Origin of the sequence: Pseudoalteromonas piscicida (assembly GCF_000238315.3) — a bacterium.
GTDB classification, from domain to species: Bacteria; Pseudomonadota; Gammaproteobacteria; order Enterobacterales; family Alteromonadaceae; genus Pseudoalteromonas; species Pseudoalteromonas piscicida.
Window position 1 is genome coordinate 3737927 of sequence record NZ_CP011924.1, and the last position, 16392, is coordinate 3754318.

The 16392-nt window shown below is 42.6% G+C and carries 19 protein-coding genes and 1 riboswitch; of the genes, 15 read left to right on the forward strand and 4 right to left on the reverse strand.

Annotation, left to right across the window (positions count from 1 at the left end):
• Positions 1 to 13 precede the first annotated feature (13 nt).
• The 6 genes from PPIS_RS17050 to PPIS_RS17075 are packed head-to-tail and all read left to right on the forward strand — an operon-like array spanning position 14 to position 4071.
• Entirely contained in the window at positions 14 to 649 is a 636-nt protein-coding gene (locus PPIS_RS17050; protein ID WP_010368855.1) for an imm11 family protein, read from the forward strand.
• A 47-nt stretch (positions 650 to 696) separates the two neighbouring features.
• Positions 697 to 1332: an imm11 family protein gene (locus PPIS_RS17055; RefSeq protein ID WP_010368853.1), complete on the forward strand. Its 636-nt coding sequence runs from the start codon at positions 697 to 699 to the stop codon at positions 1330 to 1332.
• 40 nt (positions 1333 to 1372) lie between these two features.
• On the forward strand, positions 1373 to 2011 hold the full coding sequence (locus PPIS_RS17060; RefSeq protein ID WP_010368849.1) for a hypothetical protein: 639 nt from the start codon (positions 1373 to 1375) through the stop codon (positions 2009 to 2011).
• A 59-nt stretch (positions 2012 to 2070) separates the two neighbouring features.
• Positions 2071 to 2703, forward strand: coding sequence for an imm11 family protein (locus PPIS_RS17065; RefSeq protein ID WP_010368848.1), 633 nt, complete (start codon positions 2071 to 2073; stop codon positions 2701 to 2703).
• A gap of 59 nt (positions 2704 to 2762) precedes the next feature.
• The gene (locus PPIS_RS17070; protein ID WP_010368848.1) at positions 2763 to 3395 is read left to right on the forward strand and encodes an imm11 family protein; all 633 of its coding nucleotides are present in this window, start codon (positions 2763 to 2765) and stop codon (positions 3393 to 3395) included.
• A 40-nt stretch (positions 3396 to 3435) separates the two neighbouring features.
• Complete coding sequence (locus tag PPIS_RS17075) at positions 3436 to 4071, forward strand: imm11 family protein (protein WP_010368845.1); 636 nt, start codon at positions 3436 to 3438, stop codon at positions 4069 to 4071.
• A gap of 68 nt (positions 4072 to 4139) precedes the next feature.
• On the opposite strand, the gene PPIS_RS17080 is transcribed toward PPIS_RS17075, so the two are convergent.
• The 3 genes from PPIS_RS17080 to PPIS_RS17090 all read right to left on the reverse strand — a co-directional run bounded on the left by PPIS_RS17080 (position 4140) and on the right by PPIS_RS17090 (position 5853).
• Entirely contained in the window at positions 4140 to 4796 is a 657-nt protein-coding gene (locus tag PPIS_RS17080; RefSeq protein ID WP_010368842.1) for a hypothetical protein, read from the reverse strand.
• Positions 4797 to 4877: 81 nt separating this feature from the next.
• Positions 4878 to 5345 carry a hypothetical protein gene (locus PPIS_RS17085; RefSeq protein ID WP_010368839.1) on the reverse strand — a complete coding sequence of 156 codons (468 nt, stop codon included), beginning with the start codon at positions 5343 to 5345 and terminating at the stop codon, positions 4878 to 4880.
• Positions 5346 to 5502: 157 nt separating this feature from the next.
• Positions 5503 to 5853 carry a helix-turn-helix domain-containing protein gene (locus PPIS_RS17090; protein WP_019647268.1) on the reverse strand — a complete coding sequence of 117 codons (351 nt, stop codon included), beginning with the start codon at positions 5851 to 5853 and terminating at the stop codon, positions 5503 to 5505.
• A gap of 346 nt (positions 5854 to 6199) precedes the next feature.
• On the opposite strand from PPIS_RS17090, the gene PPIS_RS17095 reads away from it, so the two are divergent.
• Complete coding sequence (locus PPIS_RS17095; protein ID WP_010368835.1) at positions 6200 to 6433, forward strand: hypothetical protein; 234 nt, start codon at positions 6200 to 6202, stop codon at positions 6431 to 6433.
• A gap of 125 nt (positions 6434 to 6558) precedes the next feature.
• Here PPIS_RS17095 and PPIS_RS17100 read toward each other — a convergent pair whose 3' ends face one another.
• Positions 6559 to 8637 carry a TonB-dependent receptor gene (locus tag PPIS_RS17100; RefSeq protein ID WP_010368833.1) on the reverse strand — a complete coding sequence of 693 codons (2079 nt, stop codon included), beginning with the start codon at positions 8635 to 8637 and terminating at the stop codon, positions 6559 to 6561.
• A 111-nt stretch (positions 8638 to 8748) separates the two neighbouring features.
• Between PPIS_RS17100 and PPIS_RS17105 the strand changes: the two genes are divergently transcribed.
• The 8 genes from PPIS_RS17105 to PPIS_RS17140 all read left to right on the forward strand — a co-directional run bounded on the left by PPIS_RS17105 (position 8749) and on the right by PPIS_RS17140 (position 16318).
• Positions 8749 to 9138: an acyl-CoA thioesterase gene (locus PPIS_RS17105; protein ID WP_010368831.1), complete on the forward strand. Its 390-nt coding sequence runs from the start codon at positions 8749 to 8751 to the stop codon at positions 9136 to 9138.
• Positions 9139 to 9263: 125 nt separating this feature from the next.
• A complete protein-coding gene (locus tag PPIS_RS17110; protein WP_010368829.1) occupies positions 9264 to 9683 on the forward strand; it encodes an META domain-containing protein in 420 nt (139 codons plus the stop codon).
• Between the two features lie 68 nt (positions 9684 to 9751).
• Positions 9752 to 9881: riboswitch (TPP riboswitch) on the forward strand.
• A gap of 118 nt (positions 9882 to 9999) precedes the next feature.
• Positions 10000 to 11952 carry a phosphomethylpyrimidine synthase ThiC gene (thiC, locus tag PPIS_RS17115; protein WP_010368827.1) on the forward strand — a complete coding sequence of 651 codons (1953 nt, stop codon included), beginning with the start codon at positions 10000 to 10002 and terminating at the stop codon, positions 11950 to 11952.
• Positions 11953 to 12010: 58 nt separating this feature from the next.
• Positions 12011 to 13024 (forward strand): FAD-dependent oxidoreductase, encoded by a 1014-nt coding sequence (locus PPIS_RS17120; protein ID WP_010368825.1) that lies wholly within the window; start codon positions 12011 to 12013, stop codon positions 13022 to 13024.
• Positions 13021 to 13218: a sulfur carrier protein ThiS gene (gene thiS, locus PPIS_RS17125; RefSeq protein WP_010368823.1), complete on the forward strand. Its 198-nt coding sequence runs from the start codon at positions 13021 to 13023 to the stop codon at positions 13216 to 13218. The genes PPIS_RS17120 and thiS overlap by 4 nt, the downstream gene beginning before the upstream one ends.
• Positions 13219 to 13220: 2 nt before the next feature.
• The gene (locus tag PPIS_RS17130) at positions 13221 to 14018 is read left to right on the forward strand and encodes a thiazole synthase (RefSeq protein WP_010368821.1); all 798 of its coding nucleotides are present in this window, start codon (positions 13221 to 13223) and stop codon (positions 14016 to 14018) included.
• Between the two features lie 34 nt (positions 14019 to 14052).
• Positions 14053 to 15576 (forward strand): thiamine phosphate synthase, encoded by a 1524-nt coding sequence (gene thiE / locus PPIS_RS17135; protein WP_010368819.1) that lies wholly within the window; start codon positions 14053 to 14055, stop codon positions 15574 to 15576.
• Positions 15569 to 16318 carry a HesA/MoeB/ThiF family protein gene (locus PPIS_RS17140; RefSeq protein ID WP_010368817.1) on the forward strand — a complete coding sequence of 250 codons (750 nt, stop codon included), beginning with the start codon at positions 15569 to 15571 and terminating at the stop codon, positions 16316 to 16318. Before thiE ends, PPIS_RS17140 begins: the two co-directional genes overlap by 8 nt.
• The last annotated feature ends 74 nt before the right edge of the window (positions 16319 to 16392 follow it).

The following is a 16392-nucleotide window of genomic DNA, read 5'->3' on the forward strand; positions in this document are numbered from 1 at the left end:
ACTATAAAATTAAATGTCAAAAAATTACAATGAAGAATACTATATACTTCTCACGGATTACAATGAAAATACATTGTATACAATACCGCTAGAGCGAAGTGCGACTCGTCACTTTGGTATTAAAAAGCTTAACTGGGGAGATGAGCCTATTTTTTTTGAGAACTGTTACAAGGAAAGGGATGCTTTAAATAATTTTACACGTCCAATTACGGACGTGTTTTTTGATGCGACAGTACCTATTATAAACTCAAGAATAAGAGATAAGTTAAAGTTTTTATATCTAAAAGATATGCAACTTTATCCTGCTGTTTTTATTAATGATGAAGGAGCTTATATAGAAGACTATTGGTATATGAACTTTTGGCAAGAACTTGACTGTTGGGATCGGGAAAAGTCAAAGATAGAAACATTCACAGCAGAAGAAATGGTAGATCCAGATTATTTAGAGGACTGTGAGATATATAAATATCATTTAGACAGTGAAGTGTTAGACAACATCCCAGAAGAAGAACGTTTGATCTTTAAACAAGCTGGTGGTGTAAAGTATATTTTTGTTCATCAAACGGTTGCAGATATCTTTTTTGAGGAGAAGGCGACAGGCGTTAACTTAGTCAAAGTATCCGACTTTGAAGAAGGGATGCAGTTTTAGTTTGCCAACTAGTTAGGAGACTACTTTACATAAAGGTTGGAAGTGCAATGGCAAGAGATTTTAACGATCAATATTACATCATTTTAAAAAAGTATAGCGAAGTAACATTGCACCTTACTGCTTTGCAAAAGTCGGCGGATAGAGATTATGAGTTTGAACAGTTAGTTTGGGGGAAAGAACCGCTATTTTTCGAAAATGCGTATAGAGATAAAGATAATGCGAATGGAGTTATACGTCCTATCCCCAGTGTTTTACTAGACGCTACGATCCCTATCGTTAGCTCAAAAATTAGAGAGCGTTTAAAGCTCTTTAATTTTGTTGGGATGCAGCTATATCCTGCTGTGTACATTGACGATGGAGATAACTATCACGAAGACTTTTGGTGCATGAATTTTTGGCAAGAACTTGACTGCTGGGATCGAGCAAAGTCAAAAATAGAAAAATTCACTGCAGAGGAGATGTTAGAGCCTGACTATTTAAAAGGTTGCGATATATATAAATACCATCTAGATAGTGAAGTCTTGGATAAAATTCCAGAAGAAGAACGTTTAATATTTAAACAAGCTGGTGGTCTGAAGTATGTCTTTGTCCATCAAAAAATTGCGGATATCTTTTTTGAGGAGAAGGCGACAGGCGTTAATTTAGTCAAAGTATCCGACTTTGAAGAAGGGATGCAGTTTTAGTTAGTCATTAGACTACTTTAAATAAATAATTGGCAGTGCAATGGCAAGAGATTTTAACGATCAATATTACATCATTTTAAAAAAGTTTGATGGCGATACTTTGTATCCTAAGCCTATGAAGAAAACTGCAAAACGTCGCTTTCGGTTTGAAAAGCTTACTTGGGGACAAGAGCCTTTATTTTTTGAAAATGCACATAGAGATAAAGATCTCAAGGCAAATAGGAGTCGTCTAGTTCCTGATGTCTTTCTCAGCGCTACTATTCCAGTAGTTAACTCAAAGATAAGAGAAAAGTTGAAGTTTTTTGCGTTTGAGGGAATGCAGTTATATCCGGCGGTTTATATAGATGATGAAGGAAATTACCATGAAAACTTTTGGTGTATGAATTTTTGGGAAGAGCAGGATTGTCTAGACAGAAATCGCTCGAAGTTTTCTAAATTGACACTTGAAAAGCTGAAATTAGACCCAGACGCAGATGACTTAACGACTTATAAATACAGCCTTGATAGTGATGTATTGGATAAAATTCCAGAAGAAGAGCGGCTGATTTTTAAAATGGAGCCCGATGATATGGGTTATGTCTTTGTCCATCAAAAAATTGCAGATATCTTTTTTGAGGAGAAGGCGACTGGCGTTAACTTAGTCAAAGTATCTGACTTTGAAGAGGGGATGCAGTTTTAAAGCTCTATAATTAAATACTCACGACGTAATGTTTGCACTATATATTACAAGGAACTTTAGTGAACTATAATGAAATATATTTTATTTTTCTCCCCCAAATTACTGAAAGCACACTGTACTTAACGCCATTGCAAAAGTCAGCGGATAGAAATTTTGAGTTTGAACGTTTAGTTTGGGGTCAAGAGCCTCTATTTTTCGAAAATGGATACAAGGACGAAGACTTAAAATCAGGTGTCAAAAGAGCAATATCTAGCGTTATGCTCGATACGACGATCCCAATCATAAGTAGAAATATATGGGAGAAGCTTAAGTTTTTTGATTTTAAAGGAATGCAATTTTATCCCGCTGTTTATATCGATGATGATGGTCACTATCACGAGCAATATTGGTGCATGAACTTCTGGGAAAGGTTGGATTGCCTAGATAGGAAGAGATCAAAATTTTCAAAGACAACATTAAAGAAGCTCAAAGTGAACCCGGACGCAGATGACTTAACGACCTACAAGTACAGCCTTGATAGTGATGTATTAGATAAAATTCCAGAAGAAGAGCGGCTGATTTTTAAAATGGAGCCCGATGATATGGGTTATGTCTTTGTCCATCAAAAAATTGCAGATATCTTTTTTGAGGAGAAGGCGACTGGCGTTAACTTAGTCAAAGTATCTGACTTTGAAGAGGGGATGCAGTTTTAAAGCTCTATAATTAAATACTCACGACGTAATGTTTGCACTATATATTACAAGGAACTTTAGTGAACTATAATGAAATATATTTTATTTTTCTCCCCCAAATTACTGAAAGCACACTGTACTTAACGCCATTGCAAAAGTCAGCGGATAGAAATTTTGAGTTTGAACGTTTAGTTTGGGGTCAAGAGCCTCTATTTTTCGAAAATGGATACAAGGACGAAGACTTAAAATCAGGTGTCAAAAGAGCAATATCTAGCGTTATGCTCGATACGACGATCCCAATCATAAGTAGAAATATATGGGAGAAGCTTAAGTTTTTTGATTTTAAAGGAATGCAATTTTATCCCGCTGTTTATATCGATGATGATGGTCACTATCACGAGCAATATTGGTGCATGAACTTCTGGGAAAGGTTGGATTGCCTAGATAGGAAGAGATCAAAATTTTCAAAGACAACATTAAAGAAGCTCAAAGTGAACCCGGACGCAGATGACTTAACGACCTACAAGTACAGCCTTGATAGTGATGTATTAGATAAAATTCCAGAAGAAGAGCGGCTGATTTTTAAAATGGAGCCCGATGATATGGGTTATGTCTTTGTCCATCAAAAAATTGCAGATATCTTTTTTGAAGAGAAGGCGACAGGCGTTAACTTAGTCAAAGTATCCGACTTTGAAGAAGGGATGCAGTTTTAGTTAGTCATTAGACTACGTTAAATAAATAGCTGGCAGTGCAATGGCAAGAGATTTTAACGACCAATATTACATCATTTTAAAAAAGTATAGCGAAGTAACATTGCACCTTACAGCTTTGCAAAAGTCGGCGGATAGAGACTTTGAATTTGAGCGGTTAATTTGGGGAGAAGAGCCTCTTTTCTTTGAAAATAGCTACAAACAAGAAGATATCAAAAGAAATATCAAAAGGCCTATCCCAACCGTTATGCTAAACATGGTGACTCCTATAATTAGTAGCCAAATTAGAGAGCGGCTAAAATTTTTTAATTTTGTCGGGATGCAGCTATATCCAGCTGTGTACATTGACGATGGTGGTAACTATCACGAAGACTATTGGTGCATGAACTTTTGGCAAGAGCTGGATTGTTGGGATAGAGAAAAGTCTAAAACAGAGAAAGCGACGAAAGAAGAATTGGCAGATCCATACTTTATGTCGAGAATCGACGTTTATAAATACCACTTAGATAGTGAAGTCTTGGATAAAATCCCAGAAGAAGAGCGCTTGATATTTAAACAAGCAGGTGGTCTGAAGTATGTCTTTGTCCATCAAAAAATTGCAGATATCTTTTTTGAGGAGAAGGCGACGGGCGTTAACTTAGTCAAAGTGTCCGATTTTGAAGAAGGGATGCAGTTTTAGTTTTATATCTGAGTAGAATAAAAAATAAAACCCGCGGGAGCGGGCTTTATTTTTTACAAGCTATTGCCCTATTTGGGTTCGCTTTCTAATTCCTCATCTGGCGTATCAGGGCGCTGTCGTTCGACAAAAATGGTAGCTAATATGGTGGTGACTACGCAGGAAAGTAAAATCGACTTTAGGATTTCGTAGTTATAGTATATTAAGCCCCAGCTCCAGAATTGTTTGGCAAAGCTTTCATCTACGCCGAAATGTTCTAAATTACGAATAATATTTTCACCGAAGGCCGCGAGGTCAACTAGAATAAACGCAAAGTAAATGCCATATAGGATAGGGTCTGCATGAGTCATATATATGGAACGCCAATTATCAGGTGCTGTGCGTCTAACATAACGAAGAGATAATCGAACGCGATATTTCATTATCATTAGGATTGTTAGATCAACAAGGAAATGGGATCCAAACATCAAAAGGTTGCCTTGAAAAGGTGGTAGTCCCATACTATTTAACGAAACAACGTAACTCACTAAACCATATTCTATAGCTGTCATTATTAACAGTAGTGCCACAATGTGCTTTATATTTTCATGGTTTTTAGCCATAAAGCAAAATATAATAATGCAGGCAAGCATTACAGTATCTGCATAATGATTGAAATGGATATAAATTACTGAAAGTGAAGCTGCAATTGCTGCACAGATAAGTAAAAAGATCCAAGATGTTCGCATTTTATTTCCTTACAGTAAGCCCTATAACTTTCAGCTTTCGGTGGCTTAGTTTTAGATGCTAATAGTGATTGTAATTTTGGCCTATGGTTTTTCGGATGGTTCCAACTTCGGCTCATCTATTTTTGCGCCACCGGTTCCGCCGATGGTTTTTCTAATTTCATCAATACCTAAGACTGTAAAGTTGAAGGTACTAGCTTTTGCATCTGCGAATAGCACCCTAGGAGCATCACCTTTAGCTCCCCCAGCTCCGCCAAAAACTTGCTTAATATTACCGTCAGTTAAATAAACTCGGTCGGAAGCTGTAAATTTATTATGTGATTTTTTAACTTTAGGGTCATCAGCTTGTCCTCCTGTAGTGCCACCAATCACCTGATTAACTGAGTCAGCACTAAGTGATGATTTTTTACTTGGCGCTACTGAGTCACTTTCGACTTTTGGGTCTTTTACTTTTGGCCCAAGCGATCCACAGGATACCCTGTTAGCTTGTTTTTGGGTAAGTGCTGTTAAAGTTACGAGCCGGTTAGCTATATTTTTTATAAAAAAGCGCATAATGACGTCCTTTCTAAGTTAAGTTTTGCGGTGTTTAGTTTCCACTCCACTTTACTCCTTAACAATAAAGTTGAAAACATCGTGTTGCAAATAGACCTTATTCGTAACTTTATTATTTGCCACTTTAATGAGGGGCAATGAAAGTGCGCGTCTTTCATTAGCCGTTATCCTCATTGCTTGGTTTGTTATTTCGCGGAGTTGGCGACTTGCGCCACAATTTGGCGTCGTCAATTTTGTCTCTTAAGGCAAGGATTTGTTCTCTAAGTGGATTAAGGTTGATACCGCAGGCGTCGCACCATACTTCAAAATATTCGTAGGGAAATTTGCTTACGCCTTTTTCGTAGTTTTCATAAGTGCCACGCTCCACGCCGACCAAGTTAGCCATTTCTTGCGTGGTTTTGCCGGCGACTTTGCGCATGCGGCGCAGGTCGTCTCCTGTAAAGCGCTTATCAAATTTCCCCACCAACTCAATCCTTTTTGCCTGTCGCACTCGCGTCACAAACAGCATCAGTCCCTATGTAGCCGGATGTATGCTATTTGTTTGTCTCTATTGTTCGCTTAACCAAGTTGCATTTTTGTATCTAAACCGTAAACGCGAGTCTATCGTAGAAAATTTCTTTTTCAAGAGTAGTCCGTCTAAAAATGAACATTTTGTTGCATTTAATTAATCTTCGCTCGATTTTTTAGGCGAAGCCTGAGATGAGTAACTCATTATTTAACTGAGGTGTTGCGATGATGATTTTGGCGTTTTTAATTAATTTACAAATAAATTCAAAAAAATTTTCTTCGCGCAGATTTTTGCTCGAAGCTTTTGTTACTTTAGTGTGAAATAAAGTGACATGTTGGAGAGCAATATGGATTATCTACGCCAATATCATGACTTAACGATTTATTACGATGCCCTCAAGAAGGCGGCAAGGCAGGGTAACGAGGTGCCAGACACTACAACCAAATGGTTAGCACTGGTGGAAACAACCTTGTTTGAACTGCAAGAGCTTGCCCATATGGAAAAGGCTTACATGCAGAAGTCAAAAACGATGAATAATCTGGTTGAGTTGGTGTATTCCAGTGCCCCAAGCATGGAATAACTAAAAGGGTAATTGCTTTTTGAGTTTTTGCGGTGAGGGGGAGCGTTTTACTCTAATTTTACGTTCCCCCTTTTTTCTTTTTGTACGTGTTTATCGCCTTATGTGTAGGCGATAAACGGGTCGTACTATAGTTCGTAAGTAAAACTTAGGCCATAAACGCGCGGCTCGCCGTATTGTACATAGGTATTGTCTTGCCAGCCGTCTAATGGATTATTACCAAACCTAAAGCCACGTACTACAATGTCTTCGTCTGCTAGGTTTCTACCCCAAGCCGTTAATGACCAGTTGTCACCATAGTAACTAAGGCTTGCGTTGATCAGGTTATGATTGCGCGCTTGCTCGTTGTGACTGTCCGAGAGGTAATAGTTGTCTTTGCCTTCTACACCCAATTCAACCACTAGGTTATCCATTAACTCGTAATTGACGGCAAACGAGTATTGATAATTTGGCGCTTGTGCTTGGTCGCGACCATCAAGGTTTAGGCCACTGGCAGCCACAAAGTCTTCAATTTCGGTCTCTAAATAGCCTGCGCTATAGCTAAAACCAAGGCGGTCCGTGTATTGTAGGTTGCCTTCAACTTCTAGGCCGTAGTTACTGCCTTTACTGGCGTTGTCGATGTAGCCTGCAAATTGCTGGTTAGAAACTTGCCATTGTTTTAGCTGGATATCATCGCGTTGCATATAAAACGCGGTAACACGCACAAGGTGACGCTTGTCTTCAGACTCACCTTTTACACCAAACTCAGCGTTCCAAACATACTCAGGGTCAAAGTAATGGTGTTCAGCCGGAATATTTAAACCTTCATCTTTGGCTTTTGCCAGTGCTTCGCCGTTTACACCGCCGACTTTGTAACCGCGAGTAAGGCTGGTGTAGATCATAGTGCGCGGTACAACTTGATATTCAAGTGCGACTTTTCCGCCCCACATTACATCATCGGTTTCGATACTAAAGCCGTTACTATCTAAATAGTCAGCGTCATATTGCTCTGCGCGAAGACCACCGATTAGGCGAGTTTTGTCTGAAAGGTGATGCACGTATTGACCAAAAATCGCCTTACTTTCTACGGTGTATGCTGACGTAAATGGGTTCTCAAGCCAAGTGTAATGACGGGTCAAATCAACATCGTTACGCTTTGCGAAAACACCTACCACCCAGTCATTTTGTTTATCTTTGATTAAAAACTCTATGTTGCCATTTTCATGGTTACGCTCGTAGGCATCGGTTGAGCTGTATCCTTCTGGGTGTAATCCTGCTGCGCATAGCGCTGGCTGAGCTGCGTCATTACATACCCAATCTTCGTCGTAGCTATATAAAGTATCAGCATCTAGCCCAGATACTTTAAATTCGACATTGAATAAGTCTGAGCGAGTATAAATTCCGCGTAGTGAAAACGCATCGGAGCTGAGGTTGTCTTGGCCCGGGTCATCAGCAACACTGTTACGTGAATTATCTAGGGTGAAACCGTCGTACCCGTTTTCAGTATCAATATGGTGATAAGCAAACTCTAGTGCGAAATTATCGCTCACTTGAGAGTTAAGCTTCACTCTTGCTACTTGCTCGTCTTGTTGCTGAGTAGGTTTGTTTAGGTAGAGGTTATCTACGTAGCCGTCAGACTCTCGTTGATAAAGGCTGACGCGCACAGCGGTGTCGTCGCTTAACCCTGTGCCCGCCGCAAGGCCTGCTTCGTAGCTACCATAATTACCTGCGCCTAACTTCACTTTTAATGAGGGCGCTGTGGTAGCGGCTTGGGTATTTACTTCAACGATTCCTGCTAAAGCATCTGAACCGAATTTAGTGCCTTGAGGGCCGCGATACACCACCACTGACTCAGTATCAAAAAGCAGCGCACTTGCGCCTAATCCTGAGTAATTAATACCGTCAATTAATAAGCCAACGCTGGGATAAATAGGATCAACAAACTGTGAACGTAAGCCGATCCCTCGGATTTGCATAAAGCGACCACGAGATGCACCTGCCGTAAAGTTAACGTTAGCGGTGGCACCCAGTATCTCATCTAAATATTGCGCACCACGTTTAGCGATAGTGAGTTCATCCACCACCGAAGCGCTTGCACTTAATGTCTGGATAGTTTCATTCTGAAAATCGCCGGTGACGACAATGGTTTCTAGGTTATCGTCGGCAAGTACCTGATGAGAGAAAAATGGCAGCAGTGCCAGGGTGATCGTAGAGAGTTTTAACTTCATGCTTAATCTTTGTCCCATTTTTAATTGGGCACAGTTTAACAAAAGCCAGACCAGTTGACAGTGAAATTGTGTTATATGTTAGCCCGCAAATGTTAAACAAATAGGCCAGATATGAGTTTTAAAGTTGATTTTAAAGTCCGAGACTATGAGTGTGACTTACAGGGAATAGTTAATAACAGTGTGTATTTTAATTATTTAGAGCATGCAAGGCATGAGTTTTTATTGGCGAATAACGTTGATTTTGCAGCGCTTGCAGAGCAAAAAGTGAACTTAGTCGTTATTCGTAGCGAAATGAATTACAAAGACTCGTTACGTCCAGGCGATGAGTTTTATGTTGAAGTCGCACTTGAGCGTGAAAGCAGAGTAAAGTTTGCATTTAAGCAAAAAGTGATAAGAGCGCATGACAATAAACTCATGCTTGATGCTGTGGTCACTGGAACTTCGGTGAATGAGCGCGGTAGACCGTTTTTACCTGTCGCTATTACACACTTATTTAATTAAATACTACGATATGTAAACATGGCGACGGTAAAATACTCAATTGAGTGATTTTTACAGAATTTTACTGCTATTTTTGTATCTTGAAACGTTATAATAAACTCAGGGCATAAAATAGATGGTTTACCATGAAATTCATCAGCATAATCGGCGCAATAATGGCGCTTAGTGGATGTATATCGACAGGGAAGGTAGACACGGAAGCGCTTAAGTATTCCGCTTGGCAGTTACAGAGTATTAATGGCCAAAATATTACGCAATTACAATCAGACGCTGGACTTGGTGAAAAGCCTATTGATATTCGTTTTATCGATGCACTGCAAGTCAATGGTTTTGCGGGTTGTAATCGCTTTTTTGGCGAAGGCGAAATTGTCGAAGGGCAGTTAAAAGTTAAAAACTTAGGCATGACGCGTAAGTACTGTGGTGAAGAAATCGCTCAGGTTGAATCGCAGCTTATTAACCAATTACAAATTGGTGTCTTGCTTGAAGTAAATGCTAATAAGTTGACCTTAAAAGGAAAACCTCAGTTTAGTTTTATTAAACAATAAGCTGAAAATAAGAATTCCAGAGTCAGTGCTTGCGAGCTTTCGTGTTAGCAAGTAGACTGGCGCTAATTCGTTACTTGTCGGAGTGCCTTGAATTTTTGCAGCAAATTTGTTGCAGATAGTCGGGCTGAGATCGCATTTTGCGGGATCCGTGGACCTGATCAGGTTAATGCCTGCGTAGGGAACAAGACAGCAAACGCGCTGCGTTTGTCTGTAGCAATAGTGGTTTATTGCTATCCACCTTACCCGAGGACTATCCTCGTCTCTCTCCTGTTGGAGATCTGACAAGACACCTTTGTATGAAAATAAGAGGGACGTCATGTCAAACAATAGTAGCAAGCTAAGTCGTCGTGAAGCGCGAGCAGCCGCGGCAGAATTTATCCATAACCTTAAAGGCCAACCTTTTCCAAACTCACATAAAGTTTATGTGAAGGGCGAGCAAGCAGGCGTACGCGTTGGTATGCGTGAAATCACGCTAAGTGATTCGTTTGTAGGTGGCACCGAAGAAAATCCGGTATTTGAATCAAACGATCCCATTCGTGTTTATGATACTTCAGGTCCATACACAGATCCTGAAGTACCGGTTGACGTTCGTGCTGGTCTTCCTAAATTTAGAGAGCAGTGGATAGTTGAGCGCGATGATACCGAAATGCTAGAGTCGGTGACGTCACAGTTTTCTCAGCAGCGTATGGCGGATGAAGGGCTTGATCATATTCGCTTTGAACACCTACCTAAAATCCGTCGTGCTAAGGCGGGTAAAAATGTCACGCAAATGCACTACGCCCGCCAAGGGATAGTGACGCCTGAAATGGAATATGTGGCGATCCGTGAGAATATGGGACGCGCTAAGTTGCGTGAAGAATTGCTCGCGCAGCAACACAAAGGCCAATCGTTTGGCGCCAGTATTCCTGAGTTTATTACGCCTGAATTTGTGCGTGATGAAATCGCCCGTGGTCGTGCTGTACTGCCAAACAATATCAATCACCCTGAGACTGAGCCGATGATCATCGGACGTAACTTCTTAGTCAAAGTTAATGCCAATATCGGTAACTCATCTGTGACCTCTTCTATCGAAGAAGAAGTAGAAAAGATGGTATGGTCGACCCGTTGGGGTGCAGATACCGTAATGGATCTGTCTACAGGGCGTTACATTCATGAAACCCGCGAGTGGGTGGTACGTAACTCTCCTGTGCCAATCGGTACTGTACCAATCTATCAGGCACTAGAAAAAGTGAATGGCGTTGCCGAAGATCTAACGTGGGAGATCTTCCGCGATACCTTGATTGAGCAAGCTGAGCAAGGCGTGGATTACTTTACTATCCACGCGGGAGTACTACTGCGTTACGTGCCGATGACGGCAAAACGCGTGACAGGTATTGTGTCTCGCGGTGGTTCAATTATGGCGAAGTGGTGTTTAGCGCATCACAAAGAAAACTTCCTCTACACGCACTTTGAAGACATCTGTGAAATCTTAAAACAGTATGATGTTTGTTTCTCATTGGGCGATGGCTTACGTCCGGGTTCTATTGCCGATGCCAATGACGAAGCGCAATTTAGTGAACTGCGTACCCTTGGTGAGTTAACTAAGCTTGCGTGGAAACACGATGTTCAGGTCTTTATTGAAGGCCCTGGACACGTGCCGATGCATATGATCAAAGAGAATATGGAAGAGCAGCTAAAGCACTGTGATGAAGCACCGTTTTACACGCTTGGCCCACTCACAACCGATATCGCTCCGGGTTATGATCACTTCACTTCAGGGATCGGTGCGGCGCAAATTGCGTGGTATGGCTGTGCGATGCTGTGCTATGTGACACCAAAAGAACATTTAGGCTTACCGAATAAAGAAGATGTAAAAGAAGGCTTGATCACCTACAAGATCGCGGCGCATGCAGCGGATCTGGCGAAAGGCCATCCGGGTGCTCAAGTTCGTGACAATGCGCTATCTAAAGCGCGTTTTGAGTTCCGCTGGCACGATCAGTTTAATCTCGGTCTAGATCCAGAGCGTGCTCGTGAATATCACGATGAGACCTTGCCACAAGAGTCGGGCAAAGTCGCTCATTTCTGCTCTATGTGTGGTCCTAAATTCTGCTCGATGAAGATCACTCAGGATGTGCGTGACTATGCAAAAGAGTTAGAAGCGCGAGGCATTGATCCTAATAATGTAGGCGAAGAGATCAGCATTAAAATGGTGGATGTTGAAGCCGAGATGAAAGCAAAATCAGAAGAGTTTAAGCAATCGGGCTCTGAGCTTTACCACAAAGCGATATGATCTATCCCATCATAGCCACCTTGATGCCCGTCGGGTGGCTAATTTTAGGAGTGTAGCTATGTCTACTCAAGCACGTGTTGCTATCTTGGGTTTTGGCTTAACTGGGCGCATCGCCGCATTGATGCTCGCTGAGCGTTATCAAATCAGCGTGTTTGAACAAGCAAAGCAAGGTACGGAGAGCTCAGCAGGTAGTGTCGCGGCGGCCATGTTAGCGCCGTTGGCTGAATCTGTGATATGCGATGAAGCATTGGCGCTGCAGGGGCTGGAGTCCATGAAACTCTGGCCACAATTACTGGCGAAACTGGAAAGCCCGGTATTTTTCCAGCAGCAAGGCTCTCTTATTGTGGCACATGGCCAAGACCGTGGTGATTTAGTGAGTTTTCAGCGGCGCTTAAAACCGTTAAAAGATCATAGTGCGGAAGTGGTGAACGGTGCTCGGATCGCGCAATTGGAACCAGAGCTTGGCGGTGTGTTCCATCAAGGCTTGTATTTACCTTGCGAAGGCCAGCTTGATAATCAGGCGTTTTATCAAAGTAGTGTGGCAACATTGACGAAGCAAGGTGTAGAGATTAACTACGGTGTCCATTGTGATGAAGCGCAAAAGGCGCAGCTTAGTCAAGCGTATGACTGGGTGATTGATTGTCGCGGTCTTGGTGCGAAAGCTACGTGTAATGGGCTTCGTGGTGTGCGTGGCGAAGTAGCGAGAATTTATGCCCCAGAAGTGACCTTAACTCGACCTGTGCGCTTGATGCACCCCAGATATCCCATTTACATTGCGCCAAAACCAGACCATCAATTTGTTATTGGTGCGACGGAAATTGAATCGCAAGATAATGGTGAGATAACGGTACGTTCTACACTCGAATTACTCTCTGCTGCTTATTCAGTTCATCGTGGGTTTGCCGAAGCGCGAGTATTGTCTTTATTAGCAGGGCTTAGACCTGCGTTTAAAGATAATCACCCCAAAATTGAACAACAAGGTAATGTGATCAGTATTAATGGCCTATATAGACACGGTTATCTGCTGGCACCGCTTATCGTGAAACAAGCACTATCTAAGGAGTTATTATGAAAGTCGAATTTAATGGCGAAACGATTAATATCAACCGCGAGCAAAATATTCAGGAATTTATTGAAGCCAGAGGTGCCAAACCGCCTTTTGCCGTCGCGCTTAATGGTACTTTTGTTTCTCGTACGGAGCTGCCAAGCGTGACACTAAGCGATGGTGATAAGATTGAGCTTTTATCGCCAATTCAAGGGGGATAAACATGCAGTCTTTGACTGATACTAAGCTCACCATTTATGGTGAACAATTTACTAGCCGCATGTTAATTGGTTCAGCACTTTATCCCTCTCCAGAGGTAATGCAGGGGGCTATCGCCACCTCGGGAGCTGAGATTGTTACTGTGTCGCTGAGACGCCAGCAAACTCAGCAGGCGGGTGATGACTTTTGGTCGCTTATCAAAGAGATGGGACTGCGAGTCTTACCAAACACAGCTGGCTGTCATAGCGTAAAAGAAGCCGTGACACTGGCGCAAATGTGCCGGGAAGTGTTTGCCACGGATTGGATTAAACTTGAACTTATTGGCGATGAATATAACTTACAGCCAGATCCAATCGCACTGCTCGAAGCCACCGAAATTTTGCTAAAAGACGGTTTTAAAGTATTGCCCTATTGCACCGATGATTTGGTGCTATGTCAGCGTTTAGATGCGCTAGGATGTGAGGTTTTAATGCCATGGGGCGCGCCAATTGGTACGGGAAAAGGGCTGTTAAATCCATATAACCTGCAAACCATCCGCACGCGTTTACCTCATCAAACCTTGATTGTGGACGCGGGACTCGGCTTGCCGTCTCATGCTTGCCAAGCTCTAGAGCTGGGTTATGATGCCGTACTATTGAATTCGGCAGTGGCAGGGGCGGGTTGTCCCATCACCATGGCAAAAGCGTTTGAAGCCAGCACGGTTGCAGGGCGTCTGTCTTATTTGGCAAAAGCAATGCCACAAAAAGAGGTGGCATCACCTTCTACGCCAACCTTAGGCATGCCTTTTTGGCACGCAAACTAACTTGAATTGCGGATAACTATATAAGGAGTTCTCTTTGTCACATATCGTTTGGAGTATTGCGGGTTCTGATTCTGGCGGTGGCGCTGGTATTCAAGCGGATATCAAAGCAACGCAGAGCTTTAATGTTCATTGTTGTACCGTAGTAACTGCGTTGACGGCGCAAAATAGTTTAGGGGTGGAAGCGTTAAACCCGGTTTCGACCACGGTTATCGAATCTCAGCTGACGGCGCTTTCGCAAGATATGCCTGCAACGGTGATAAAGATTGGCATGCTCGCCAATGTTCAGCAGATCCAACTGATCGCTGAACACCTCGAGCATTATAAAGCAACATGGGAAAAGCCGCCGCTTGTGGTTTATGACCCAGTAGCCATCGCGACGAGCGGGGATTCATTAACCGAAGAAGACACGGTGGATGCGTTAAAAACCCATTTATTACCGCTGGTGGATATCATTACACCCAATACACACGAAACTCAGCTGCTGACAGGCGTGTATTTGATAGGTCCTGAAGCGGTAAAAGAGGCTGCTGCCAAATTGCGTGAATTCGGTGCAAAGTCGGTGATCATTAAAGGCGGTCATTGGGATTACCCAAAAGGCTACTGCATTGATTATGGCTTGGCGGGTGATACCGAGTATTGGCTTGGCAATGAGAAAATTCAAACACCGCATAGCCATGGTACTGGGTGTAGTTTATCGTCAGTGATCGCGGCATGTATGGCCAAGGAGTACCCATTTAAAGATGCTTTTATTCTCGCTAAAGCATACATCAATGCAGGACTAAAAGCGGCGATACGTTATGGTGAAGGTGTGGGCCCTGTTGCGCATACGAGTTTTCCAGTTGATCTCAATGATTACCCGCAAGTGATAGAAGCGGGCTCTTGGCTTGCTGATGAACTAGAGTTTGCATTACCTGAGGAATTTAATTTTGCTGCAGGCTTTGCCAACATTGACGACCCTATTGGGCTTTATGCCGTGGTGGACAGCACTGATTGGGTGGAAAAATGTCTTGCTTTAGGTGTTGATACGGTGCAGCTGAGAATTAAAGATCCAGAGCAAGCTAACCTTGAAGCTGAAATACAAACCGCCATTGCACTTGGACAAAAATACGATGCGAAGGTGTTTATTAACGACTACTGGCAGTTAGCGATTAAACACGGCGCTTATGGAATTCATTTGGGCCAAGAGGATATCGATAAAGCTAATCTTGTTGCCATCCAAGAGGCAGGGCTGCGCTTAGGTATTTCGACCCATGGTTTTTATGAAATGCTCCGGGCACATAACTATCGCCCAAGTTATTTGGCTTTTGGTGCTATCTACCCAACCACGACCAAAGACATGACCGGCCAAATCCAGGGGTTGGAAAAGCTGATGCACTTTGTACCTTTGATGCAGAGTAGCTATCCAACAGTCGCTATTGGTGGCATTGATCTTAGCCGAGCACAGGAAGTGGCTGCAACTGGCGTATCTAGTATTGCGGTTGTAAGAGCCATCACTGAAGCCCAAGACCCACAGCAAGCTGTACTTGAATTAAAGCAAGCTATGGCGCGGCATGACTGAACTCAATGACAAAGAGCGGCTAAGGTATAGTCGCCATTTGCTGTTAAAAGAGGTCGGGGAGCAAGGCCAACTCGCATTGAAGCAGGCGCATGTGGCTGTGGTTGGCTGCGGTGGGCTGGGAAGCCCAGCGTTGTTTTACTTAGCGGCGAGTGGCATTGGTAAGCTTACTTTTGTTGATGACGACGACGTGGAATTGTCTAACTTACAAAGGCAAATTCTGTATAAGGTGAACCACCTTGGTCAGCAAAAATCCAAAGCAGCAGCAAAGGTGCTGGCAAGTCTCAATAACGAGATCACATTAGTACCAATGAATGCGAGATTGACTGATAAGAACGTCGCCGAGTTGCTCCGTGATGCAGATGTTGTCCTGGATTGTAGCGATAACTTTACTACCCGTTATTTGCTCAATCGGTATTGTTATCAAGCGAGCAAGGTGTTGATAGCAGGAGCCGCGATTGCCACGCAAGGCCAACTCATGTGTTTTGATTTTAGGGCTGAGTCACCTTGTTATGCTTGCGTTTTCCCTGAGGGTTCGCAAACATCAGTGGAGAATTGTGACAACTTTGGCGTCATTAGCCCATTACTGGGGGTGATCGGCGCGCAGCAAGCTTTATTGACGATAAATGTACTACTTGGACATCATCAAAGAAGTGTATTTTGTACGCTAGATGGTATGAGCTTGCAGCAAAAGCAGTATAGGCTCAGTAAAAACCCCGAATGTGAATGTTGTGGCTTGAAGTAGTTTCAAGCCACTAATACCAATTAGTCTTAATACTTGCTCAATTTGAAGGAGTAAATCTGACGCTAACGGCGTTG